Consider the following 24169-nt stretch of genomic DNA (forward strand, 5'->3'; position numbering starts at 1 on the left):
CGGCCCGCGAGGGCGAAATCCTGAACGTCACGGTGGGCGAGTTCAGCGTCAGGTACCAGGTGAGGTGGGGAGACGGGAGTGAAACCATCATCTCGCCCGGTCCAGGCGCGGCCCGCATCGTCCACACATAACGGCAAGTAGGTGAACGTAGAGCGCGCGGCGGGCGTCGTGCTCATCGTCGCGCCGCTCTGGTTCAACGCCACCTTCGCCCTGCTCGGCAGGCGGTTCGACTACCCGGACATCCTGCGCCGACCGACGGCCGAGATCCTCGAACGGTTCCGGGCCGGCGGCTCGTCGCTGATCCTTCTTTGGTGGTTGTTCATGCTGTCGGGATTGCTGCTGATCACCGGGGCCGTGCTGCTCGGGCAGGTCCTCGGATTCGGGTGGATCGTTCCGGTGGCAACGGTCGCCGGCGTCCTCGCCGGTCTCGTCCAGATGCTCGGGCTGTTGCGGTGGGTCTACGTCGTCCCCGCCCTCGCCCGCGCCTACACAGACCCGACCCTCAGTGCCCAAGAGCGCGAAATGCAGGCGGCGGTCTTCCGTGCCCTGCACCGGTACCTCGGGGTCGGGGTCGGAGAACATCTCGGCTACCTCTTCACGGGCCTCTGGTCTGTGTTGATAGGCGTCGCCGTCATCGGCGATGGAACGGCGCTGCCAAGCTGGCTAGCGTGGCCCGGGATCGTTATCGGCGCCGGACTGTTGGTCGGCTCGGCAGAGTTCCTCGGCCCCAACGAGGAGCGGGGATGGGGTCTGGCGGGAGCCGCGATCCCGATCCTCTACATCGCGTGGTCCGTCTGGCTGCTCGCGATGGGTATCGCCTTGGTGGCCTGATCCTCGGAGAGTCATCACGTGAGCCTCACCGTTACCGAGATCGGTGCAGCCTTCTCCCACCATGAGTTCCAAGACATCTATGAGTACATGCTCGATGACATCGAGGGATGTTGTTTGGCGAGAGACACATTCGCGGAAAGGTCTAGGCTTGAGGCATGACCGCGCTGCGAACGTTCCGATCCTTCGTTGCCATCGGCATGGTCGTGGCGTTCAACCTCCTGATGATCGCTCTCGCGGCGATGGCTGGAGGTTCGATCGACGCGTCGCTCCTGGCGGTGTGGATCGGTGGCGATTTCGCCCTATCCCTCCTGGCGCTCGGGCTAACTGAACGCTGATAAACCTGGGCCAGACCTTCGCCATCCGGCTCAGCTCTCCGTATGGCCGCACCTGTCGATCCGCGGACGACGTTCCGTATCCTTGTGCCGGACGCGAGGACAGGATCTACTTCCCGTCTGTTGGACAGGGGTCGGCCCCCAGAGAGATCCAGCCCGATGCCGACGACGTCCTGTTTTCGACGTCGAGCCTCACGCAGCCAGGCTTGGTTGCGATGAAGCCGCCGTTGTATTGAGGCTCCCCTCCAGGACACGTCTTGAAGGTCGCTCGCGGATCCCCGGCCGAGAACAGGAACCCGTTCCGTGTCGCCCGTGCGGTCGGGTCGTAGAGGAGGGAGACCCAATCACGCTGTCCCGCGGGCACGGTCACCGAGACGTCGCTGGAACCCGTCACCACGGCAAGCACCTTGATCGCTGAGTAGCGACCTTCGTGTGGCTTGAACGCACGCGAAGGCAGTTTGGCCGCCTGAGGAATCCCCACGAGCATCAGCGGGCCTATCAAGACGGCGTTCTCGATGTTGGGCTCGCCGAAGACGGCCGAGGCGCAGTTCCGCACGAACGGGGCAACCTCCGTGGCATCTGTTGGTCCCTCTGGTCGTGGATCAGACGCAGAGGTACACGTAGCCAGCAGGGCGGCTGAAATGAGCGCGATAATCCCTCTCATCACTCCAACGACCACCTCGACGCCCTAGAGGTTCCTCGCTCGCGTTCCGGAGGCCTCGGGCTAAGCGAGGTCAGGCGTGAGAAATCGAGCCGATATCTATCTGGCCCGTCCGTGGACAGTGTTAGCGTCGGCCCGGTGCCCGATCTCGAGTTCGTCCTCGCCGGACTGAACGAGGCGCAGCGCGAGGCGTGTCTGGAACTCCGCGGGCCGGTGGCGATCCTGGCCGGTGCCGGGACCGGAAAGACCACCACGATCACGCATCGCATCGCGTGCCAGGTTCGCGGCGGCGCGTTCGAGCCGTCGCAGATCCTCGCGGTGACGTTCACGGACAAGGCGGCGGGCGAGCTTCGGTCGCGCCTCGCAGCTCTCGGCGTCGAGGGAGTCGAGGCACGCACGTTCCACTCGGCCGCGCTCTCGCAGCTTTCGCGGCTGTGGTCTTCGCACACCGGCGATCCGCTGCCCGAGGTGCTCGATCACAAGGCCCCGCTCATCGCCTCGCTGGCGAACGCGCTCCCGCCGCCGCACAGGTTTCTGCCGCGGCGCGAGCTCGCCGGCGAGATGGAGTGGGCGAAGAACCGGATGATCCCGCCGGCGCGATACCTCGATGAGCTCGGCGAGCACGAGCCGCCGATCCCTGCGGACCTCATGCACCGCGTCTACGACGGGTACGAGCGGCGCAAGCGAGCGATGGGCCGGCTGGACTTCGAGGACATGCTCGCGCTCGCGTTGCGTCTGTTCGACGAGCACCCCGAGGCCATCGAGCAGGTCCGCTCGCGCTTCGCGGCGTTCACCGTCGACGAGTTCCAGGACGTGAACCCGCTGCAGGCCGGGCTGCTCGAGCGCTGGCTCGGCGATCGCGACGACCTCTGCGTTGTCGGCGACGACTACCAGACGATCTACGCGTTCACCGGCGCGTCGCCGTCGCACCTCCTCGGGTTCACGACCCGGTTCCCGCACGCCAAGGTCGTCCGGCTCGAGGAGAACTACCGCTCCACGCCGGAGGTGCTCGACCTGGCGAACCGGCTCGCCACCCGCCTCGGCGGGTTCCGCAAGACGCTCCGGCCGAATCGGCCCTCCGGACCCCCGCCGATCGCGCGCGCCGCGCCCGATGACGACGCCGAGGTCGGCGCCATCGTCGAGGCCGTACGGGGACTCCATAAAGAGGAGTCGGTGCCGCTCGAGGAGATCGCGGTGCTGTACCGAATCAACGCTCGCTCGGAGCCCTTCGAGGAGGCGTTCGCCGCAGCGGGGATCCCGTACCAGGTGCGCGACGGCGCGTTCCTGCGACGGCCCGGACCGCGTTCGGTGCTGCAGCGGCTGAAACGCGCAAGCGCGGGCTCGGTGGCCGAGTGGGTCGAGGCGATCACGGACGCACTCGGCTACGACCCGTCAGGGTCACCCGATTCGGACGAGGAGGTGACGCGCCAGTCCGACCTCGGCCGGATGCGCTCGCTTGCCCTCGAGTTCGAGCGCGCACATCCCGACGGCGACGTCGCGGCGTTCGGCGCCGAGCTCGCGCGGCGGTTCTCCACCGAGCACACCGGGCGAGGCGTGAACCTGCTCACGTACCACCGCGCGAAGGGCCTCGAGTTCGACGCCGTGTTCCTCCCGCGTCTGGTCGACGGCGAGCTCCCGTTCCGCTCCGGGCGGGCGAAGGCCGATCCGGAGGAGGAGCGACGGCTGCTCTACGTCGGCATCACTCGCGCACGCCGGTACCTGTTCCTCACCTGGCCGAGCGACGGCCGGACCCGCCCGAGCCCGTTCCTCGACGAGATGGAGCTCGCGCCGTCGGGCACGCCGAGGACTCGCGCCGCGCCCGGACCGGCTGTCACGGTCCGTTCGGGCGGCGCGGTGTTCGACCGGCTGAAGGAGTGGCGTCGCAAGCGTGCGAATGCCGACGGCGTTCCAGCCTATGTGGTGTTCCACGACCGCACGCTGGCCGAGATCGCCGAGCGCGAATGCAAGGACTGGGCCGACCTCGCGGCGATCTCGGGCGTCGGACCGGCGAAGCTCGAGCGCTACGCGGACGAGGTCCTCGCTATCGTCGCGGCCGGATAGCGCACGCCGGAGAGCGGCCCGTTGAGACTCGTCGCCGGCCTGACGTCTTGCTCTTCGTCAGCCTCCGCGGTCGAGGCCCGTCCCATCGGCTCGGAAGAACCGTGGTCGCTGGCTCGTCATCTCGACGGTGAACCGTCGGTGGTGCACGAGCCGGTGGTGCCGCCGGCAGAGAAGGACGAGGTTGTCAAGGCTCGTCGGACCGCCGTCCGCCCAATGATGAACGTGATGTGCGTCGCACCAGCTCGAAGGTCGATCACAGCTCGGGAAGGCGCACCCGCCGTCACGAACCGCGACCGCCCGTCGAAGCGCGGGCGGCACCACCTTGGACTTCCTTCCCACGTCCAGCGGCTGCGAGCTGCCGACGGTGATCACCCGGCTCACGGTGGCGTCACACGCGAGCTGCCTCGCGGCCTCGCCGTCGATCCGTCCGACGTCTTCCAGGTCGACCCGATGGCCGGCACGCCGTTCGAGCGAGGCGAGGTCCATCGTCACCACTACGTGTGGGCGCTCACCGGAAACCACAGGACGCTCAGGGAGGTCGAGCCACTGCCGGCAGATCTCACCGAGCGCGTCGGCTCGGCGCTGGCCGGGCGTGCGCGGATCGAGCTCGGCACTCCGATCGCGCTGTTCGCCGGATCGGTGTCCCTCTCGTGACCGCACGTTCGCATCCTCTACCGCACGAAGCGCGGTGATCACGGTCTGGCCTGTGAGGGGATCGAGCTCGCCGTCCAAGCGCACCATGCCGTCCAGCGTCGCCGAGACATGGAGGCGCCGTCGCTCGAACCGGCGCTCCTCGTCCTCCGCGGCCCGTTCGGAGTCGGCGTTCTCGCGCCACCGGGCCACCGTGCTCCGAAGCTGCGTCACGGGAAGCGTTCGCGCCGCGTCCACGAGCGCGTCTTCGGCCCGCGCGAAGTGCTCCGGCGCCGCCTCCTGCGCCGACGCCAACAACGAGACCGCAGCCGAGGAGACTTCGCCGCCTGCGAGCGCGTCAGCCGTTACCGGCATCTGCTCGAGCGCTCGGGCCATCCGAACGTGACCGGCCGCGGTCGACGGCGCCACACCGTGACGTGCCACCATCCACGACCCCAACGACAGATGACCGTCGCGCCCAACGACTTCTCGGCGCTCGAGCTCGGCGAGTGCCCGAGCTCGCTCGGCATCCACGAATCGGTCCGTGTGCTCGAGATCGTCGAGGTACGAAGCCAGCTCGTCGTCGGAGACTGTGCGAAGGTCTCGGATCCGAAGTTCGTCGCAAACGGAACGCAACGTGCTCATGGCAATCCCGACGATAGGCAACGCGCGTTCGCGACGCTGTGAACTCAGCCACACCGCCAACGAATTGGGCCGTCGAACCGCACTCGCGCCGTCCAGGGGATGAAGGCCGCAGCGCTCGGGGGAGCGCACGACCTCACGCCGTCCACACCGATAGGGTGCTGATCGACAAGCGACGCGATCATCACGAGGTGTCCATGGGTCGCTGGCGCCACCCGCGAAACCGTCGCGGTCAAGAGGAGCCCGAGCAAGACGAGCGCTTCGAGCGCGCTCACGCTGCGCCGGAGGATCTCGGCGCTCCCGAGGTCAACTCAGGCGTCGCCGAAGCACCCGGAACGCGAACGGTCGAAGATAGGCCGGCTGTCGTCGAGGAGGTTCGTATGAACGAGGGACGAGATCGCGCGGATGTCTCCGTCGTCGGTTCGGGGACGAGGATCGAGGGGACGGTCGTCGCGACCGGCTCGCTCAGGGTGGATGGCGAGGTCAAGGGGAAGATCACCGCTGAGAAGGAAGTATCCCTCTCTCCACGCGGGCGGGTCGAAGCCGACATCCAGGCGGACAGCATCACGCTCGCCGGCCAGGTCAAGGGCGATCTCAATGCCAAGGCCGATGTCTCCCTCCCCGCCGAGAGCCGGCTGCTGGGAGACATCCGAGCTCACAACGTCGAAGTCGGCGGAGCCGTCAAGGGCATGATCATGGCGAGAGGAACGGTGAGACTCGGCCCCCGCGCCCGCGTGGAGGGCGATATCACCTCATCGACTCTGGCGATCGCCGAGGGCGCCGTCTTCGTGGGGACTTCGTTCATGGGCCAAGAGGGCACACATCAAGACCAACAGAAGCGCGAGATGGAGGCCAGGCCCGCCTAGCGCGCACGGATCGTTCCGGCCGTCGCCCGGCGTCGTGACGAATCGGGACAACGAGGCCTAGACGCGAAAAGCGATCGACCGACAACGGCTTGACAGTGAAGTAAGTGACTGCTAACTTCCTACGTCATGACGACGAGCGCCTCGAGGACGCGGCTCACCGCCGAGGAGCGACGGGAAGAGATCCTGCGCGCGGCGACGGTGGAGTTCGCGCGCGGCGGGATGGACGGCACGCCCACCGAGGCCATCGCCCGGCGCGTGGGGATCTCCCAGCCCTACCTGTTCCGCCTGTTCAGCACCAAGAAGGAACTGTTCCTGGCGGTCGTCGACCGCTGCTTCGACACCACCCTCGACGCGTTCCGGCGGGCGGCTGATGGCCGCTCTGGCACCGACGCCCTGCACGCGATGGGGAAGGCCTACGCGGTGCTCCTCAAGGACCGAACGGCCCTCCTCCTGCAGCTCCAGGCCTACGTCGCGTGCGACGACCCCGACGTTCGCACGCTCGTTCGCGACGGCTTCAAGCGGCTGGCGACTTTCGTAGCCGATGCCTCGGGCCTGCCGGCCGAGGACATCCGTCGCTTCTTCGAAACGGGGATGTTGATGAACGTCGTCGCGGCGATGGAGCTCGACCGCGTCCGCCAGCCGTGGGCGCGCGATCTGATGGTTCCGATGGAGGAGAAGCGATGAGCCGCACCACGCTACAAAGCGCTCTCTCTTTTTCAATCAGGAAGGTAGTGACCGTTCACTAGGCCCCAAGGAGGGAGGAACGACGATGGCAACAACAGAAGCGGCCTCGATCCGACCGATGGAAACCGCACCCCAGACCGCCGGCCTGAATCCGCGCCGCTGGCAGATCCTGGCCGTGCTGTGCATCTCGCTGTTCGTGATCGTCACGGACAACACGATCGTGAACGTGGCTCTGCCCACGCTCGCGCGCGAGCTGAACGCCGGGACCAGCAGCCTGCAGTGGATCGTCGACGCGTACACGCTCGTCTTCGCCGGCCTGCTGCTCGCCGCCGGCGGCCTCGGCGACCGGTTCGGCCGCAGGGGAGGGCTGCTCGTGGGCCTGCTCGTGTTCGGCGCCTTCTCAGCGGCAGGCGCCTTCGCGTCGAGCACCGGACAACTGATCACCGCGCGCGCGCTCATGGGCGTCGGGGCCGCGTTCATCTTCCCCTCGACGCTGGCGCTCATCGTCAACGTGTTCACGGACGCGCGCGAGCGCGCGGCCGCCATCGGGATCTGGACCGCCATCGCCGGTGTCGGCGTGGCGCTCGGCCCGATCTCGGGTGGGTGGCTGCTCGAGCACTTCTCGTGGGGCTCGGTGTTCCTGGTGAACGTGCCGATCGTCCTCGTCGGGATCGTCGGCACGCTCTTCCTGGTTCCGACGTCGCGCGATCCGCGCGCGGCGAGACTCGACCTCACTGGCCTCGGCCTGTCGATCGCCGGCGTGACGCTGCTGGTGTGGTCGCTCATCGAGGCGCCCCAGAACGGGTGGGTCTCGACCGAGACGATCGTGGGGCTCGTCGCTGCGGCCGCGCTTCTCGCATCGTTCGTGTGGTGGGAGCGCCGTGTCCCGGCTCCTCTGCTCGACGTCCGCCTGTTCCGCAACATGCGGTTCACCGCGGCGAGCCTCGCCATCACGCTGGGGTTCTTCGCTCTGTTCGGATTCATCTTCCTGGTGACGCAGTACCTGCAGCTGGTGAAGGGGTACTCGGCCCTACAGGCGGGGGTGCGGACGTTGCCGTTCGCGTTCGCCATGGTGGCCGCGGCCGTCACGTCGCCGAAGGTCGTGCAGCGCGTCGGGACCAAGCTCGTTGTCGCCACGGGGCTCGTCCTCATGGCGGGCGGGTTCGCCATCGCCGCGACCAACGACGCTGCGACGTCGTACTCCGTGATCGCGACGGCGATGGTCCTGATGGGGTTCGGCCTCGGCTCCGCCGCCGCGCCGGCCACCGAGTCGATCCTCGATTCCCTGCCGAAGGAGAAGGCGGGCGTGGGATCGGCGGTGAACGACACAACGCGCGAGGTCGGTGGAACGCTCGGCGTCGCGGTGCTCGGAAGCATCATGGCCTCGGTCTACGGCGGCCGGATCGTCGACGCGCTGTCGAGGACGCCGGTTCCCGCCGGCCTCCGCGCCGAGGCGGGCGACTCGCTGGCCGCGGCCCTCCAGATCGCAGGACGGGTCGGCGGTGCGGCGGGGCAGGGGATCGTGCTCACGGCCCAAGACGCGTTCGTCCACGCGTTCCAGATCGGATCCGTGGTGACCGGCGCGGTCGCGCTCGCCGGCGCCTTGCTCGCCCTGCTGTTCCTCCCTGCGCGCTCACGCGACGAGGAACGGGTCTCGATCACGCTCGAGCGCGACCCCGTCGTGGCCGAGTTGGAACCGGTCCTCGAACGAAGCGAGCGCTGAGCGCGATGAGGCTCGTCGACCGCAGTGTGCTGATCACGGGAGGAGGCTCGGGCATCGGTCTCCCCTTGCCCGAGCCCTCGCCCGTGAGAACCGGGTGGTGATCGCGGGCAGAGACGAAGGGAAGCTTGAGGAGGGGCTGGCCGGGGTCGGCGCCTCGAGTCGGTGAACCTCCTAAATATCCCTTCTCGTCTCCGGTCTGCTCCCTACCGAGTCGGGAGGGGTGTTAGGGCTGGTCGTACGGTCGGACTATCCTCGGAAAATGCTGACCGCCACCCCCTCCGTCAGCGTCTTGGTGAACGGACCTCGATAACACCCTGTGGGACTGGTTTGACATCTGGTAAGCGGGGGTTCTCGGCGTTCATCGATGCCCTGGAAGCCGACAGCGGAATAGACCGCGAGACGCTCGAACGCGAGATTCGGCCTATCCATCAAGCGAACGTACGAGCGAGTATTCACCCGACCTTCTCATCCCCCAGTTGCCATCCGTCGCGAGGCACCTGGACCGGGTAGGCGACCGCCCGCGAGCCGCGCACCGCCAAGAAGTAGCCCAGCTCGATCGAGGCCCCGCAGATCCCGGCGGGTCCTCGGGTGTGAGTCGTGTTCCGGTGGCGTCGGTACTGGGCAATACCCTCAGCAGCATGGTCGAGACGCCCGAGCCCCTGCAGGGTGGTGACGAACTTCGTCGCGCGCTCTGGCACGAGGCCAACCGCGTCATCATCGACTCCACCTATTCGGGTCGGGAGCATCAGGCCGTAGGGAACCGCTGGGAGGTCATCAACCGGTGGCTCGGTGTCCCCGCTGCCGTCGCAGGTGCGTTGGTGGCCGGAGGGGCGGCCGTTTCCGCGCTCGCGGGGGGAGACAAGGGACTCACGGCCACGCTCGCACTCATCGCGGCGGGTCTGAGTGCGGCGCGCACCTTCCTTCGGCCGGATGAAATCGCAGAGGGACACGGCCTAAACGGGGATCGGTTCATCTCTCTGGCGAACGATGCCCGGACATTCCAGCAGCTTGACCTTCGATCCCCCCTTAGCGACGACGCTCTCCGGGACCGTTGTACCCACCTCAGCAAGCGCCGCAACGAGCTGCGGGAGTCGCCCCCTCGTCACCTTCCGGCGTGGGCGTACAAGAAGGCGAAGGACGGGATCGCCGCCGGGGAGTCTGACTACGAGAACGACCCCCTCTGGCTGGAGTATCCGAGCTGAGCTCATGGCCACTACCCTCGTGGGGGCGTTTGACGAGTTTCGCTCCAGGCTCGCTCTCACCAACAAACAGAAGGCGACGGCCTTGGCTCACATCAAGAGCATCGAGTCGTTCTTCGAGACGAACTTCGTGTTGGACTCCTCGACAGGTGTGTTCTACACGGGGTCCTTCCGGCGAGGGACGATGGTGAGATGGACTAGGGACGTCGACATCATGGCGTCGCTGTCGGTCAACAAGTACGACCCTGTCTACGGCAACGACTCGTCCAAGTTCTTGTACATGGTGCGGGACGCGCTCAACGAGCGGTTCACTTCAACCAAGGTGAGCACGAAGCGCATGGCGATCAGGCTCGACTTCGCGGACATCACCGCCGATGTAGTGCCTTGCTTCCGTCGAAAGGGGGGAGGCTTCCTCATGCCCGATGGCAGTGGGAACTGGCGAGCCACCTATCCCGGCTTCCACTCGACGTTGATGCGCAAGGCGGACGAGGCCAAGGCGAACCAGCTCAAACCCTTGGTGAAGCTCCTCAAGGCTTGGAACATCGCGAACGGCCACCATCTCAGCTCGATCCACGTCGAGTTGATGGTCGAGCGTATGTGGCGGGATGACTCGGTCATCTCCTCGCCCTACCCCGCCGCCGTCGCGGAGACCCTCCGAGTGATGCCCGGGTGGGCGGCGAATCCCTTCCCCGACCCTTGGCCCGACGGTCGCCGCATCGACGCCGATCTCTCGGCCGCGGATCGAAATACGGCGGTGAACATGCTTCGACAAGATGCCAAGAACTCTGCCGAAGCGGAACAGTACCGAGCCAGCGGGCAGACTCAGAAGGCGTTCGAGAAGTGGGACGCGGTGTTCAGGCACCAGTTCCCCGCTTACGGCTAAGCGCGGGGCCGTCAGGTAACACGCCAGATGGGTAACACGCCAGCCAGTCGGGCTCTTTGAGACGTCGCTAGATCGCGCATTGCCCGATCGGCGGACAACGTTCCTTGTCCGTAGACTGGGAGGACTGGGTCAGGGACCTACTTGGGCGTCGCGCGCCGGGACGCGGGGCCATGTCCCCCGATAGGCCCGGCCGCCTAATCGCCGTTTCGCCAGGAGCTCGCCTTGGTCTGCCAATTCGGTGGAAGGGCAGACTCATCGAACGGCTTGCCTTCGATACGGAGAGCGTGGAGCGCACCGATCATCGCGTCCCACTGGTCCTCTGTGAGGTCCGCCTTCATGCGATTAACGAGAGCGGCGACCAACACAACGCTCGACTCGTCCCTGGGGACGACATGCTCCCACTCGGCGTTGCGCGCACCGCCGGTGTGGGTCAAGGCGATGGACGTGTACTTGCAGATGAACGCCTGCAGGTCCTCGTTCCACTGATCGTGTAGCGCCTCCCGCCGAGCGCGCATATTCGGCTTTTGCCCCTTTCGTTTGCGCGTGAGCAGGCCCTCGCAGATCGGGCAGTAGCGCTTGAGACCAGACGGCCGCAGACACACGAAACACTCTCGACCGCCTAACAGTTCAGCGTCGGCGCTCATGGCATCGCAGGATACGACGCCGCTCGGACCGCAGAGATCCCGGAACAGGAGAGGGACGCTGCCCTCCACGTTGGGTGTGTGAGCCTCCGTCACGGACAAGTTGGACAGCCGCGGAGCGCAATCCCAGCGACGTCCCCTCATGCCTACTCTTCCACCCCTCCCCGTCCGCGGACACCTAGTGCGTACACCGGGCCTCCCAAGTAGCGGGGGCTCGGGCACCGCCGCTGGCGCTCAGTTGCTCTCTCTTCTTCTTCCCCTCCCGTGGGAACGAGGTCTCGCCTGGGCGCTACGCTCGCCCTATGGAGCGACGAGGTACGGAACACAGTGCGGCTGAATCCGCCATCGGCTACCTCTATCAGTGCTATCTGCCCCTTCTCCTACTTGCCGAACGGGCCAGCCGTGAGCCCGAGCTGACCTTGACCCTCGAGCTCCTTGACGACGTGCAGTTTGACGAGCATGGATCGGCGAAGGAACTGATCCAGACCAAGCATCGCCTGCAATCCCGTGGCGACCTCAGCGATACAAGCGTGGATCTCTGGCGAACCATCAACGTATGGATCTCTGTTCTTGAGGAACTTGGCGCCGAAGAGACGCCAGCCCTCACCCTCATCACAACGGGGGTCGCCCCTGAGGCAAGTGCAGCCTCATACTTGCGAGAGGACGAGGGCCGAGACCCAGAGCGTGCTCAGCGGGCCCTGCTTAGAGCTTCCACATCATCCACTAACCGGACTACTGCACCTTGGCGGACACGCTTCTCTAGGTTGTCCTCGAACCGGCGGCGGCAACTCGTGGATGCGATCAAGGTAGCCGACGGATCCTTGACTATTGGCGAGATCGATGAACGGCTAAAGATGGCTCTCTATTGGGCTCTGCCAAGCACAGAGCGCGCGGACGCATTCATGGAGCACGTAAAGGGTTGGTGGTTCGGCATCGCAGTTCGACTTCTGCGACGCGAGTTTCGTGCGCTTGCGGCCACCGACATGTTGCATGCTATCCAGGACGTCCGCGACCAGTTCGGTCCCGAGAATTTGCCACGGGACCCGGACCTGCCTGATCCGGACGAGTTTGCTGTTGCCGGCTTCCAGAGCCGTGTGTTCGTGCGCCAGCTTGAACTGATTGCAGCGACCCAGGAGCAACTTGCCCTTGCCATCCGCGACTACTACCGCGCGTTCACGCAGCGATCACGGTGGCTCCGCCGAGACCTCCTCGGGGTCGACGAGATCGACCGCTTCGAGGCCAGACTCGTCGATGAGTGGCGGTTCGTCTTCACCAACCTGACCGCTGAACTAGCAGGCGATGCCGAGGAACCAGAGAAACAACGCCATGGGCGAGAGATCTTTGCACGGGCGGCCGAAACAGCGAGGGCGAGGATTCGGGAGCGTTACGACGAGTCGTTTATGACTCGGGGAAGCTTCCACGGCTTGGCCGATGACCGTCGAGTCGGCTGGCACCCGGACTTCGAGGCCCGCCTTGAGGCACTCCTTAGCCCAGTCGTGGAGAGCACATGACGAAGTGGATTGACCGTCCGGTAGAGGAGGCGCGCCTTCTGAACCCCGCCTTTCTCGCCGCCCTATTGACGGCCGCAGTTGCAGACTTCGAGCGGACCGCTGGCGAGCCCATGCCCTGGACGTTGAGCTTCCTCGTACCCGTCTTCTCTCTCCACGAGAGAACGCGCGAAGCTTTACCGGCAAGCATCCAGGCCCACTTCTCAAACTGGCTTCAGGGACAGGCGGAGGTGCGCGTCGGGTTCGGCCGTCGCGCACGACCGCTTGTACCACTGGTCCGAGAAGCGCTTCGGCTCGCCTTGCGCAGCGGTGCGTTGGAGGTTGACGGCGGAAGGCTGCGGGCAACGACCCAGCTTCGCACTCCACGCGATCAAACCGAAGAGGTGGCTGAGTGCTTCCGAGCCGCCCGATTCGTCGGTCGATGGTTCGCTCGAAGGCAGGACGCCGCAACGATCTTCGGGCTGCTTGGAGTGCGGCCATGATTCAGCTCAAGGCCGTAGCCATTTGGAACCGAGAAGGGCAGAGACGAACGATCGAATTGCGCCCCGGTGAGCTCAATATCATCACCGGCGAAGCCAAGACCGGCAAATCTGCTCTCCTTGAGATTGTTGAGTTCTGTCTCGGCCGGAGCACGGTCAGTCTGCCCGAGGGGGCCGTAACGCGCTCAGTGGAGTGGTACGGCCTCATCGTCGGCGTCTCTGATCATTCTGTCTTCGTCGGACGGCCCGGTCCTCGCGCAGGACAGGCCACAGTATCGGGAGCCCAATTGGTCCTTGGCGGGCCTGATCTGACATTTCCCGAGCACAGCGAACTCGAGGTCAACTCAAATGCCGACGCCGTTACCGAGTACCTGACCAGAGTTAGCGGGATCGGAGAGTACGAAAACGTCCCGCCCTCCGGTGCAACTCGGCCTCCGCTGCGCCCGATGGTGCGCCACGCCTCTCTCTTCTGCTTCCAGCGACAGAACGAAATCGCCAATCCCAGACAGCTCTTTCATCGCCAGGAAGAAGACTTCATGCCGCAGGCGATCAAAGACACTCTTCCGTACTTCCTCGGCGCTGTGAACCGCGAGGCACCCACGCTGAGGAGTCGCCTCTATCACTTGCGCCGCGAGCTTCGTCAAGCCGAGAGGCGACTCGAGGACACTCGACGGGCACAGCTCCGAGCCCCCTCACGAGGCATCGCTCTTCTTGCTGAAGCAGTGGACTCAGGGCTGGTTCCGAGTCAAGTGGACGAAGTTGCTGATCCAATTTCACTTCTACGCGAGGCGCTCGACGCGCCGACAGAGCCAGCCCTCGCTGAACCCGCCTCTGAATCAGAGTACCCACGCCTCGCCCAGCAGAGCCAGGACCTCACTGCGGAACTCAGGGCGATCGCGGAGCGAACCCAGGTCTTGCGCACAGCGAGCTCCGACCAAGCCGACTACCAGGGAGAGTTGAGCGAACAGGCGGCGCGTCTTGAGAGCCTCAATGTCCTTCCGGCGGGAGACGGCCAGTCTGATCATTGCCCCATATGTGGCTCCTTGATCGAGGAGGCGGACGCGACAGTCAGTCAACTCATTGAGGCGGCGGCCGAGACGCGCGCAGAACTCGACGGGGCGGCAGCGGCGGAACCAGCACGGAGCGACGCGCTTTCTGATCTCGAGACTCGGGCCGGTGAGCTACGACAGCGCCTTCGCGATGTGCACGAGTCGCTGGCCGCTCTATCCAGGGATCGGGAGCGCATCCGATCCTTCCGCGAAGAAGCTATGGCACGAGCATACGTCAAGGGCCGAATCGTGCAACACTTGGAACAACTGGAGCAGGCTGAGGAGGTCTCTCTAAGCGACCTTGAAGCCACCGTCGATAACTTGCGTCGACAGGTCGAGGACCTTGAGGACGAGCTCGACCCCGAGAACGAACGGCAACAGGTTGTTTCCCGGCTGAATGTCATTGGTGATGACATGACCGAGTGGGCGGAACGCTTGCGTCTGGAGCACATCGGCGGAAGAGCACGAATTGACCCTGCCCAGCTGACCGTGGTCGTTGACACAACGGACGGTCCGATCCCGCTGGAGAGGATGGGGAGTGCAAGCAACTGGGTCGGGTACCATCTCGTCGCACATCTCGCTCTTCACAAGTGGTTTGCTCAGCACGATCGGCCCGTGCCGCGATTTCTGATGCTCGACCAGCCTACCCAGGCTTTCTACCCGCCCGATGTGACTGATGTAGCCACAGAAGACTTAAGCGATGATGACCGCAGGTCTGTAGAGGCGATGTTCGCTCTGATGAACGACCTGGTTGGCGAACTATCCCCTGCACTACAGATTGTCGTGACGGATCACGCCAACCTACCGGCCGCCTGGTTCCAGGATTCGCTCGTTGAGGTCTGGCGGGGGGGAAGCAAGCTCGTGCCTACTCAATGGCTCGACGCCAATCCCTGAAACTCCTCCTTGGGGCGGTGGCCAAACGTCCGCTTGGACGTAGCCGGTCCCTCCCGAGCCGATCTCAGGCGGCGAGATCCGAGCCGTAGCACGTCAAGACGACGATGTCGGTGTCGCGGGCGGGCGCGCCGTGGTCGACGAGGCGACGGAAGATCCCACTGGGCTTGAACCTGCCCACGAACAGGCACGCCGTCCCTTTGATGTCGACTCCCGGTGGCAGCGTCCCGCGCCGGACTTCCCGGTTCTCGGCAAGAGTCAGCTTCCGACCCAGCCGCTCCTCCTCGAGGGGGTGGCGCCCGGGCGAACGCACGTAGGCTGCATTCCCCGAAAGGTTCACTTCGACGATGTCGCCTCTGCGCCGCTGGCCGAGATCCAAATAGTTGAACCGCAACCCAGGCTCCTTCTTCTCGCGCTATCTTACACGCTTGTCATTTCGCGCTCTGCGATTCAACCCGAGGTCGACGGAACGCGGCCAGGCGAACACCGCTGACACCTATCGACACAACCACGGAGGCTGAAGCTCGTCCTCTCGAAGTGGGCTTCCAGGTCGCTTCATTCTCGGGACGACTCAGATTCGCTGGTAGCCACCGGCCGATGTTGGGACCCCAATCCTCACCTACTCGCAGTCTGAAGAGCGCGTGCGAGTGATTCCTGAAACCGCCTCTGCTGTCCGCTTCCCGGGAAGGGGATCCGCTCGTCGACAACCGGCAGGCCAGCCCGCTTCATGGGCGAGTACACGGCGTCGTAGACCGTTGCCTTGACGAGGACGATAGCCCGGGGCGCGAGGGCGCGGCACCGCTCGATCAGCCCGGGCACGCTGTCTGCGAGCGGAGTTCCATCCACCGGCTCCGGCTTGAGGTCAACCAAGAAGACTCCCCGTTCTTTGAGCTGCGCCAGCAGCTCGGCCTTGTTCGCACGTGTCGGCTCGGCTCCGAGGACGCCGCGCGCGACATAGCGAAACAGCGAGTCCTGCTGCGTAACATCCTCGAAGTAGAAGTAGCGGTCCAAGGCGCCCGGGGGAGCCTCCGCCACAATCAGCAGGTCAACCGGCTCGGGCTTATACCGCTCCGCCGCCTCATGCCGGGCCTGCCTCGCCTCAGTCGTATGCACGCGCGCGACTCTAGCTGAGTACTCCGACATCAAGACGGCTCGGGTCAAGTCGGCCGATCGGAACATGAGGCAGCAGCGTAGGTACAACGTGGTCTCGGGGGATACCGCCAGCTGGGACGCGGTCGGGCTCCACATGACTTGGCAATGACGGACAACCGGCTGAATCCTGCAATCGCTGCCCTGTGAGAGGTCAGCTTCCTTTGTTGGGGGCGGACGTTGAGCGGCAGTTCTTGCTCCTGAGATCACCTTCAGGACACAGCTGTGGCCACTTCTCCTGAAGCCACCGATCGGTCGCCCACTTCTCAGCGCTCGGCACGAGTGGGCCGGAGTTGTGACGAAGTCCTCGAGCCTGTTCGCACAACGCTAGAACGGTCGTGACGCCACCTTCATTGATGGCCTCGCGCAATTGCGACATTACTCCGGCGATATGCGCCCACGGATGTCCTCCGTAGCCGGGCTGCCATGTCGAGAGTACGAACAGCTCAGGAAGCTCTTCGGGGGCGAGGCCTGACACGGACATGTACGGAGCGAGAACCTCAACCGTGGACTTCGCCCTTTCGGTGCTCCTCCACAGATCCAGGCTCTTGAGTCTCTTGCGGTTGCGAGAGCACAAAGCTGCCGCCTCCGAGAATCCACCCGTCACATGGCACTTGGCGTCGAAGTCACCCGGGGGCCCAATATGTCGCGCCTCCCGGTAGCTGGCCTGGACAAGGCAGCGGAAGTAGCACCAGGACGTCCCGTCGACCGGATGCATGCCGCCTACACAGCCCTCATGCCCGTCGCCGGATGCTGCACGCCGATACGCCAGGCGAAGAACATCCACGGTCCCCCCGATGCCCGCCAGATGAGCTCGACTGAGATCGGGATCCACGGGCCGGAGTACGACAGAAACCCGACTGCGGTGGTGGGCAGCTTCTCGACCTCCATGGTCCCGACAAGACACGGCTCGCCACCGGTCGAACTCGGCAACTGGCCCTTGTTGGCCAAGTGAGTGGCGCCCGCCCTGTCCGTCACCAATACGACCAATCGATCTGCCGCGTCGGCTGACGCGAGCTTTTGGCAGTCGGCCAGGAGCGCACCGTATTGCTGCGTCAATGGTCGGCTGTGCCCACTGCGGATCGGACGATGGAACTTAACCTCGATTGCCTGGCGCGATGGAGCAACCCAAAGGTCGATGCGAGAGGCGCCAAAGGGGTGCTCGTAGTGTATGGAGTCAGTTGGCTGTCCCAAGGCCGAACGCAAGGCGACGGCCAGATCCTCGCGGACGCCTTCTTCGGAGGGGTGCCAGTCTGGGTCTGCGGCGCGGGTCTCAAAGGCACGCTTGAAGCGGGCAAGCGTCTCGATCAGGTCGGCGTCACCTTGCACCACGCCGCAAGCCTTGCGCTTGCGCCTTGTGATGTCTAGGGCGATCGAGTGGAACCCGGCGCTAGGTCTTCGTGGGCCTGCAGGTCAGTGCCCTACTCCCGTCGTTGTTATGTCTCTCGTCCACACCGCCAAGGCCAGATACCGCGAGCCACGCGAGTGTTGCATACGCAGTGGGCGTACGAGGTTTGCAGCGCCGGCCATGCCTCTCGGCGGCTAACGCCAGTTGACCTCAACTCGCGCCGGATCAATCGGCCCGTGGCTCCGCGCTCGCTCGATGGGCACGCCCTTGAGCACCGCTTGGATAGTTCGACGGCGACCTTCGATAGACAGCTCCGGCCATCGTTCCGATAGATGCAATGCAGGCTCCCGCGGAAGATCGATGTCTTCGTGGGCCTCGGCTGCGCGCGCCGCCTCAAGCCGACGGAGGATGCCCTCACGCCGGCGAAGGTACGAATCGCGTGCCATCCCGCCGAGTTCATAGAAGTCGCGCTCGAGGAGCTCGAGCCGTGCCTCGAGCTCTGACGCGGTGCGGGTCTGCGCTGGTCGGCGCTTGCGCGCGAGGCGTCGCGCGAGCTTCCGCGTGTCGATCGCTGCGAGCACCTGCTCTGAGACGAAGGCGTCGAGCCAGGGCGCAGAGATGCTGACGTGTCCACGCTCGCGGCACGAGTAGGCGGCCCAGTCTTACGTCCGTTGCCGCCGCTCCTCGTTCCAACAATCGTCATGGCTCCCTCGCACTCACCGCATCGCGCGATCCCACCAAGTAGCGATCGGACGGCCCGACTACCCGTGCGCCCGCGATGAGCGAGCTCTTGCACGAGGCGTGCGCCGAGCTCCGGCGGCAAGGCCTCAACTACACGATCGGAGCGCAGCATCCGCGCCAGGTTCGGATGGTGGATACCGATATCGAGCGCGATCCGACGGAGGCTCTCGCCGGCGACGTGCCGGCTCGCCGCCTCCTCGATCTCACCAAACTGCTCCGGGTCTGGCTCGATTGTCTTGCCGGAGCGGCGGACCCCTCGCGGCACCTGCCCGACCCAATCTCCTCGCTCGTGCTTGTACGCGTGCATCTGGCGCGCCCGCTCTGAGGTGGTTCCCGCCTCGAGCTCGGCGAAGACCGCCGTCATCTGAACCATCGCGCGGCCGGCTGCGGAGCTCATATCTACCTGCCCGTCGGTCGTAGCGAGCTTGACGCCGGCCTCCTCGAGTCGATCGATGAGCTTCGAGAAGCCCGAGACGGAGCGCGCCAGTCGATCCAGCCGCCACGAGACGACCCACTTCACGTCGCCGAGGCGACCAAGCATCCGCTCGAGGCCGGGCCGGCGCCGGCCGTTGAACGCCGATAGGTCGAAGTCCTCGAACGTCTCTACGAGCTCAATCCCGCGCTCGGCACACCAACGCTCGATTGTCCGCCGCTGCCGCTGTGGCGAGGTCGTGCCCTCGTCCATCTTCGAGATGCGAACGTAGCCGAAGGCTCTGACGCGACGAAAACTAGCAGGTCTTCGGAATGGAGCGCAAGAAGCCCTCCCGCTCCACGAACACGTCGTCGGGTCCGTTCACCATCACCTTCGGTGACATTCGCTAAGGATCCTTCTCGCTACGAGCGAGTCGTTCATGGTCTCGGCGCGGGCGGCGTTGTGCGAGCCGCACGGCCGCGACTACACGTCCGAGCCAACGGTGTCACGAGCGACCACAGTGTCGTAAAGGCCATAGTGCGTGAGGCCAGGGTGCGAGTCGATGCCGGTGTAGGCGAGGCTGGAGTCCTCATAGCGCCGAAACGCGAACACCGCCTGGTTCATCTGCTCGGTGTTGAAGACCTTGAGGCGGACAAGTAGGTGGAAGTCCTCGACGGCGAGACCGGCGACGGCGTTGAACAGATCCGGCTCCAGCTTGGTAATCACGTCCTGGAGTGTGTTCTCGCGGAAGTCGGTGAGATACATGAACGCCGGAATGCGGGTCGCGAACTTGATCAGCTTCTCCTGGACGAGCTTTCGCTTCGACTTGTATTTCTTCTCCTCGTCCGTGAGCTCCTTCCTCTCAGTCGCCGTGAGGTCGCCGTCCTTGGCCTTGTTCTTGAGCTCCTTGAGCTTCTCGCTCTTGTTGATGATGGTCTCGATGATGTGGTCGCCCAGCGAACGCCAACCTTCGATCCGTTCGACGGCCGCCATGGCGTCTGGGTTGTTGAGGATGCGACGCAATGTGTCGTTGTCCACGTTCACGAGCAGTGCGCTCTCCCACTTGCGAGCGAGCAACGTCGCGGAGGTCCCAGCCATCGCGATGTCCAGGATTCCGCCTGCGTCGATCTGCATCATGTGCGACCCGTCGTAGGCGAGCACGGGCAGGAACGAGACGAGGTCCTCGACGGCCTTCTCGGGGCTGGGTTCATTCGGCGACAGTCCGATGCCGTACTCGGAGAGCTGGCGTAACGCGCGAGTCGGTGCGAAGTCGAACACGAAACAGACCGGCTTCAAGATCTCTTCCTCGTTCGGGTTGTCTCCGTTCGGGTTCTTGATCGACCACGGCGACTGAACGCGGAACGCAGCCTGGAAGTAGGTCTCGGGCGACTTTAGGTTGCGGAGCATCAGGATCGAGGACCACTGCGGGACGGTAACCCCCGTCGCGAGCTTCCCGCACGACAACGTGATCGTCTTCGTCTCGAACCCGCTCCCTATCGCCTTGCGGACCGGCGGCAGTGCATCGAGCCCAATCCCCGCAGATGGCCCGGCGACGGTGAGCACCGTGTAGGCGTGCCAGAAGGTGTTGTGCTTCTCCGCCAACAGATTCGCCATCGCGTGGCACGAAGCGACCTTCGGCAGGAACCAGAACGAATGTTGCAGATAGGGCAGCAGTCGATCGTCGGAGTAGGGCAACGGGGGGCGTTGACTCCCGAGCTTGAGATTAGCGACCTGTGCCGGCGTATAGGAACCCCGGATGATCTCGAGCCACTTCTGGACGTCGCCCTTGTGCTTGAACTCCGCGCTCGCCCCCGTCCCGGTTGCAGCGAAGAACTCGTTCAGGTCGAACTCGTCGAACTCGCCGCCGCTCGCGATCGCCAACAACTCGTCGGGCATCTGATAGGTGAGCAGTCGCATCTGTGGCAGCGCGTCGTAAGGGTTCCATGTGTCGGAGTGTTCCGCAGCGAACTCTTCCTTGGCGCGTTGTTCATCGGTGTAAGTCCAGTTGAAGATTTGCTCCTCGATGAACTCACCCGTCCCCAACGCCCGGAACGGCGTGCCGGACAGGTAGAGGTACGCCCTGGTGGTGATCGGGAGGAACTCGGTTTCCTGCTCGGAGAGTTCCGTCAGGTCCTCATTGACCGTCGCGAGTTCGGTCGCGTATTCAAGCTTTGTCTCCTTCTTGGCGACCGCGTCGTCCTCGCCCTCGAACAACTCCTTCGCGGTGTCACGCCAGGCGCCGAAGTGGTACTCGTCAAAGACAACGAGGTCCCAGTTCACCGTATGGAGCCACTCGTTCTTGGCCTTAATGTTCCCGTTCGTGTCACGACCAAGCAGGTCCTGGAACGAACCGAAGTAGACGACGGGCTTGTCCGAGTCGACTCGGGTCGGATCGCTGCCAGACGAACGCGACAGGTACTGCCATCCGTTGAAGTCAATATGGGACTCGAGGTCGGTCTGCCAGGCATCTTCCACAGCCGGCTTGAACGTGACGACAAGAACCCGCTTGGCGCCGAGCTTCTTCGCCAGTTGATACGCCGCGAAGGTCTTCCCGAAACGCATCTTGGCGTTCCACAGGAAGCGCGGAACAGCTTTGGCATCCTCCGCCCAGATCGAGCTGAAGTACCCGAGCGCCTTGTCGACCGCATCGGCCTGCTCGGGGCGCATCCGGAACTTCAAGTGATGTGTGCCCGTAAGCCGGAGGCCCTTCTGCAGTTCTGTCAACGCCGTGCTGACATCGTCGGGCGTGCAGCGCATCCATTCCCGCGACGCGCCAATCATGGGGTTCTCAAAGCCCTTGGTGATCAGACGCTGCCGCACATCGCTATCCCGGAAAATGCTTCCATCCTCACGTTCGGCCAGGACGTCGGCGTGAAGGGTGTAGGCCTGTTGCATCTGGCCCTGGGACTGCCTGACGCGGACGTTGACGTCTTCCTGAGTGGTCTGCCCCACCTTGATTAGACCAACGTACGAAGCCGGCGGGTCATTCGGCGACCATGCGTAGATACGAAGTCGCGCCTCCGGCTTCGGCGCGAGGATCTCCTCGACTGACTTGACGCTCACTCTGGAGCCACGCCGGTGAAGTCCATCGTCCGGATCATCTCGTCAATGAAGACTTGCTCGTCGCTGGCGATTTCGTAGCGCTCGTACAGCTCGGCGTCAGTCCATTTCTCCGCCATTGGGAGGTCCGGCACGAAAGCGAAATTCTCTGACTTGTTATGTTGAGCCGGCTTGCGAAGGGATACGAGGAAGCGGAAGAACTTGGTGCGCATGTATGTGACCACGTTCTTGGCCTCTTCCTCGCTCGTGGCGACATATGCGACGAGATATGACTCGGAGCATGCTTCGCCGGGGCCAGAGATGAACGGACCTCGTTGGTCCCAAATCGGCAACGGGTAGTTCTCGTTCCCGTCGGTTGCGGCTGTCAAGAGCACCTTCCACTTGTCGACCCAACCAACGTTCAGTCGCAGAGCGCTCTTATTCACCCAAGTCACTCGGCCAGAGCCGTAGAACTTGATCGGATTCGCTTGACTCTTCCCTTCAGAACCGTGAAACGGCGTTCGCATCCCGAACGGCTGCACCGTCGACACCCGGGGAGTGAAGACTGCTTCATTCCTCGCTCGAACCCTCCGAAGAATTGGAACGGCTTCATTCCAACGAACAAAAATGTCGAACTCGTCGAGGGGGCGGCGCACGGCTGGACTACGCGCCCCACTTGCAGTCACTGTCTCAACGTCGCAGTCGCCATCATGGTCCCGCTCCCACACGAAGTAACTAGCGCCGCCGTTTATGTTGACTCCCGGGAAGACGTCGGCAGCGTTTGGAAAGTCCACGAGCACCCGAAGACGGTGGCTCGCCAACATCTCATTTCGGAAATCATTGAGTCCGCGTCCCCCAGTAAACCAACGTGAAGGTGTGACCATTACGACGTACCTGGGATCCAGAGATTGTGCAGCCTGCACAAACTTCTGGTACACGGGCATGGCGAAACTGCCGACCGATTCACCTCCACTTTGGCCGAGTTGGTAAGGCGGATTCCCGACTACCACGTCAAACAACATATCCCCTCCAAACAGGTCGCCCATCCGAGCCTTGATGTCGTCAGTGTGGATGAACGCGTATGCGTGTGATTCGAGAGCTTCCCCGCGGTCATAGTCCCTCTGCTTTGCACCACAGAACATGCACTTGCCGTTCCTGGACTTCTTGATCTGGTTGCCGTTCTCGTCGGCAGTGAGCACCCACTCGGTGCCGCCGACCCAGCTGTGCTCCACCCGCTCGAACCAGATGTTGCCTTCTTCGGTCGCGAACGACTTGGCAATCGAGTGGGGGCCGTTTGCCCACTTCGAGCAGTAGACGCTCCGACGAGCGAGCAGGCTGGTGAGGTATGTGGTGGCGATGCCAAAGACCTGCTTCATCAGGATGTGATTGACCCGCTCTTGCAGATCGGGGATCTCATCCCCGAGCCCTTCAGTCAGGCGACTCGTTATCTCACGGAGGAACACGCCAGACTTGGTGAACGGGTCTAAAAAGCTCACGGTCGGATCTGCCCAGATGTGGGCCCCTTCATGATCAGCTGCCCACACTTCGGCGAGGGTGTCGAGCATCTTGTTGACGAACTCCGGCGGCGTAAAGACCTCGTCATTGGAGAGGTTCGCGATGCAAGTCAGGACGTCGGGGTTCCGCCCCCGCAGCGCAAAGCCCGCCTGCGCCTCACTCACCAAGCCAGATCCCTCACCGTCATGGGCGGGTAGGCCCTCGTCGGGAGGAAGATGTCGTGCTTGCCACGCTCGTCAAAGAGGGAGCCCTCCCGGCTGAACGCGGCGGACTGGGTGAGGACGTCGAGTCGGAAATCTCTACGCTGGAACTTGCCCTTGCCTAGGTATCCCCATTCGGCGAACGCGATCGGCTCACCGACATTGGTCCGCATGGTGAGTGCATCACCGTGGACGAGGTTCTGCGACAGCACATGGGAAGCCGCCCTGTAGAGGTCATCGGACTCTTCAAGGTTGAGGTACGCGGCGAAGATCTCCAGAAGGTTGTTGCGGCATTCGGCGATGTTGTCGTCCAACAGCTCGATGCCGTAGACGCACATCAGCCCGAGCAAGGCGTAGTGGCGCTTTTCGAAATCAGACGCGCCGAACCTCAGCTCGACCGATGCGAGCTTGCGCCGCAGCACCTCGACCAGGAAGTTGCCGCTCCCGCATGCGGGCTCTAGGAAGCGGGAGTCAATTCGTTCGGTCTCTTCCCTGACCAGATCAAGCATCGTCTCGACCACCCATGCGGGGGTGAACACCTCCCCGTGGTCTGCGACCCGCTGCTTAGACCGCACAAGGCACCATAATTCAGCCTAATGCCCCGCGGACCGGCAGGGCGGGTGCACACTTCAACCCGGAGACCCCCCGGATACGATGCACCCGTAAGGCCAGACTCGATGCACGC

Annotated in this window: 21 protein-coding genes; 12 read left to right on the top strand and 9 right to left on the bottom strand. The window is 64.3% G+C overall.

Annotation, left to right across the window (positions count from 1 at the left end; genetic code table 11):
• Nucleotides 1–141: 141 nt before the first annotated feature.
• Entirely contained in the window at nt 142–831 is a 690-nt protein-coding gene (locus VFA08_05440) for a DUF4386 domain-containing protein (protein ID HYZ13033.1), read from the top strand.
• Nucleotides 832–986: 155 nt separating this feature from the next.
• Nucleotides 987–1166 (top strand): hypothetical protein, encoded by a 180-nt coding sequence (locus VFA08_05445; protein HYZ13034.1) that lies wholly within the window; start codon nt 987–989, stop codon nt 1164–1166.
• 106 nt (nt 1167–1272) lie between these two features.
• Here VFA08_05445 and VFA08_05450 read toward each other — a convergent pair whose 3' ends face one another.
• On the bottom strand, nt 1273–1719 hold the full coding sequence (locus VFA08_05450; GenBank protein ID HYZ13035.1) for a hypothetical protein: 447 nt from the start codon (nt 1717–1719) through the stop codon (nt 1273–1275).
• 243 nt (nt 1720–1962) lie between these two features.
• On the opposite strand from VFA08_05450, the gene VFA08_05455 reads away from it, so the two are divergent.
• The gene (locus VFA08_05455) at nt 1963–3885 is read left to right on the top strand and encodes an ATP-dependent DNA helicase UvrD2 (protein ID HYZ13036.1); all 1923 of its coding nucleotides are present in this window, start codon (nt 1963–1965) and stop codon (nt 3883–3885) included.
• Between the two features lie 57 nt (nt 3886–3942).
• On the opposite strand, the gene VFA08_05460 is transcribed toward VFA08_05455, so the two are convergent.
• Nucleotides 3943–5160 carry a DUF222 domain-containing protein gene (locus VFA08_05460; protein HYZ13037.1) on the bottom strand — a complete coding sequence of 406 codons (1218 nt, stop codon included), beginning with the start codon at nt 5158–5160 and terminating at the stop codon, nt 3943–3945.
• Between the two features lie 194 nt (nt 5161–5354).
• Here VFA08_05460 and VFA08_05465 point away from each other — a divergent pair, with 194 nt between their 5' ends.
• The 5 genes from VFA08_05465 (at nt 5355) to VFA08_05485 (ending at nt 10512) form a co-directional block, all read left to right on the top strand.
• Nucleotides 5355–6023 carry a polymer-forming cytoskeletal protein gene (locus tag VFA08_05465; protein HYZ13038.1) on the top strand — a complete coding sequence of 223 codons (669 nt, stop codon included), beginning with the start codon at nt 5355–5357 and terminating at the stop codon, nt 6021–6023.
• A gap of 126 nt (nt 6024–6149) precedes the next feature.
• On the top strand, nt 6150–6707 hold the full coding sequence (locus VFA08_05470; GenBank protein ID HYZ13039.1) for a helix-turn-helix domain-containing protein: 558 nt from the start codon (nt 6150–6152) through the stop codon (nt 6705–6707).
• An 85-nt stretch (nt 6708–6792) separates the two neighbouring features.
• The gene (locus VFA08_05475) at nt 6793–8430 is read left to right on the top strand and encodes a DHA2 family efflux MFS transporter permease subunit (protein HYZ13040.1); all 1638 of its coding nucleotides are present in this window, start codon (nt 6793–6795) and stop codon (nt 8428–8430) included.
• A 638-nt stretch (nt 8431–9068) separates the two neighbouring features.
• Nucleotides 9069–9632, top strand: a complete 564-nt coding sequence (locus VFA08_05480) for an SLATT domain-containing protein (GenBank protein ID HYZ13041.1) — start codon at nt 9069–9071, stop codon at nt 9630–9632.
• A 4-nt stretch (nt 9633–9636) separates the two neighbouring features.
• A complete protein-coding gene (locus VFA08_05485; GenBank protein ID HYZ13042.1) occupies nt 9637–10512 on the top strand; it encodes a hypothetical protein in 876 nt (291 codons plus the stop codon).
• 194 nt (nt 10513–10706) lie between these two features.
• On the opposite strand, the gene VFA08_05490 is transcribed toward VFA08_05485, so the two are convergent.
• The gene (locus VFA08_05490) at nt 10707–11156 is read right to left on the bottom strand and encodes a hypothetical protein (GenBank protein HYZ13043.1); all 450 of its coding nucleotides are present in this window, start codon (nt 11154–11156) and stop codon (nt 10707–10709) included.
• 299 nt (nt 11157–11455) lie between these two features.
• On the opposite strand from VFA08_05490, the gene VFA08_05495 reads away from it, so the two are divergent.
• Together VFA08_05495 and VFA08_05500 are read left to right on the top strand one after the other, a co-directional pair.
• Nucleotides 11456–12664: an ABC-three component system protein gene (locus VFA08_05495; GenBank protein ID HYZ13044.1), complete on the top strand. Its 1209-nt coding sequence runs from the start codon at nt 11456–11458 to the stop codon at nt 12662–12664.
• A gap of 475 nt (nt 12665–13139) precedes the next feature.
• The gene (locus VFA08_05500; GenBank protein ID HYZ13045.1) at nt 13140–15083 is read left to right on the top strand and encodes a DUF3732 domain-containing protein; all 1944 of its coding nucleotides are present in this window, start codon (nt 13140–13142) and stop codon (nt 15081–15083) included.
• 64 nt (nt 15084–15147) lie between these two features.
• On the opposite strand, the gene VFA08_05505 is transcribed toward VFA08_05500, so the two are convergent.
• The 3 genes from VFA08_05505 to VFA08_05515 form a co-directional block, all read right to left on the bottom strand.
• Complete coding sequence (locus VFA08_05505; protein ID HYZ13046.1) at nt 15148–15474, bottom strand: hypothetical protein; 327 nt, start codon at nt 15472–15474, stop codon at nt 15148–15150.
• A gap of 221 nt (nt 15475–15695) precedes the next feature.
• The gene (locus tag VFA08_05510; protein HYZ13047.1) at nt 15696–16193 is read right to left on the bottom strand and encodes a hypothetical protein; all 498 of its coding nucleotides are present in this window, start codon (nt 16191–16193) and stop codon (nt 15696–15698) included.
• Nucleotides 16194–16952: 759 nt separating this feature from the next.
• Nucleotides 16953–17561 carry a hypothetical protein gene (locus VFA08_05515; protein HYZ13048.1) on the bottom strand — a complete coding sequence of 203 codons (609 nt, stop codon included), beginning with the start codon at nt 17559–17561 and terminating at the stop codon, nt 16953–16955.
• 348 nt (nt 17562–17909) lie between these two features.
• On the opposite strand from VFA08_05515, the gene VFA08_05520 reads away from it, so the two are divergent.
• The gene (locus VFA08_05520) at nt 17910–18080 is read left to right on the top strand and encodes a hypothetical protein (protein ID HYZ13049.1); all 171 of its coding nucleotides are present in this window, start codon (nt 17910–17912) and stop codon (nt 18078–18080) included.
• Nucleotides 18081–18355: 275 nt separating this feature from the next.
• Complete coding sequence (locus VFA08_05525) at nt 18356–18643, top strand: hypothetical protein (GenBank protein ID HYZ13050.1); 288 nt, start codon at nt 18356–18358, stop codon at nt 18641–18643.
• A gap of 570 nt (nt 18644–19213) precedes the next feature.
• Here VFA08_05525 and VFA08_05530 read toward each other — a convergent pair.
• From VFA08_05530 to VFA08_05540, 3 genes are read right to left on the bottom strand one after another with little or no spacing between them, the layout of a single operon-like run.
• Nucleotides 19214–21793 carry a DEAD/DEAH box helicase family protein gene (locus VFA08_05530; protein HYZ13051.1) on the bottom strand — a complete coding sequence of 860 codons (2580 nt, stop codon included), beginning with the start codon at nt 21791–21793 and terminating at the stop codon, nt 19214–19216.
• Complete coding sequence (locus VFA08_05535) at nt 21790–23448, bottom strand: Eco57I restriction-modification methylase domain-containing protein (protein HYZ13052.1); 1659 nt, start codon at nt 23446–23448, stop codon at nt 21790–21792. Before VFA08_05535 ends, VFA08_05530 begins: the two co-directional genes overlap by 4 nt.
• Nucleotides 23445–24059, bottom strand: a complete 615-nt coding sequence (locus tag VFA08_05540) for an N-6 DNA methylase (protein HYZ13053.1) — start codon at nt 24057–24059, stop codon at nt 23445–23447. Before VFA08_05540 ends, VFA08_05535 begins: the two co-directional genes overlap by 4 nt.
• Between the last annotated feature and the right edge of the window lie 110 nt (nt 24060–24169).

It is taken from the genome of Actinomycetota bacterium, from assembly GCA_035640355.1.
Taxonomy (GTDB): Bacteria; Actinomycetota; UBA4738; order UBA4738; family HRBIN12; genus CALGFI01.

Excerpts from the sequence above, each read along its gene's own strand:
- VFA08_05445 (HYZ13034.1), top strand. The coding sequence starts at position 987 with ATGACCGCGCTGCGAACGTTCCGATCCTTCGTTGCCATCGGCATGGTC.
- VFA08_05460 (HYZ13037.1), bottom strand. The coding sequence starts at position 5,160 with ATGAGCACGTTGCGTTCCGTTTGCGACGAACTTCGGATCCGAGACCTT.
- VFA08_05465 (HYZ13038.1), top strand. The coding sequence starts at position 5,355 with ATGGGTCGCTGGCGCCACCCGCGAAACCGTCGCGGTCAAGAGGAGCCC.
- VFA08_05470 (HYZ13039.1), top strand. The coding sequence starts at position 6,150 with ATGACGACGAGCGCCTCGAGGACGCGGCTCACCGCCGAGGAGCGACGG.
- VFA08_05475 (HYZ13040.1), top strand. The coding sequence starts at position 6,793 with ATGGCAACAACAGAAGCGGCCTCGATCCGACCGATGGAAACCGCACCC.
- VFA08_05480 (HYZ13041.1), top strand. The coding sequence starts at position 9,069 with ATGGTCGAGACGCCCGAGCCCCTGCAGGGTGGTGACGAACTTCGTCGC.
- VFA08_05485 (HYZ13042.1), top strand. The coding sequence starts at position 9,637 with ATGGCCACTACCCTCGTGGGGGCGTTTGACGAGTTTCGCTCCAGGCTC.
- VFA08_05490 (HYZ13043.1), bottom strand. The coding sequence starts at position 11,156 with ATGAGCGCCGACGCTGAACTGTTAGGCGGTCGAGAGTGTTTCGTGTGT.
- VFA08_05495 (HYZ13044.1), top strand. The coding sequence starts at position 11,456 with ATGGAGCGACGAGGTACGGAACACAGTGCGGCTGAATCCGCCATCGGC.
- VFA08_05500 (HYZ13045.1), top strand. The coding sequence starts at position 13,140 with ATGATTCAGCTCAAGGCCGTAGCCATTTGGAACCGAGAAGGGCAGAGA.
- VFA08_05520 (HYZ13049.1), top strand. The coding sequence starts at position 17,910 with ATGCAATGCAGGCTCCCGCGGAAGATCGATGTCTTCGTGGGCCTCGGC.
- VFA08_05525 (HYZ13050.1), top strand. The coding sequence starts at position 18,356 with ATGAGCGAGCTCTTGCACGAGGCGTGCGCCGAGCTCCGGCGGCAAGGC.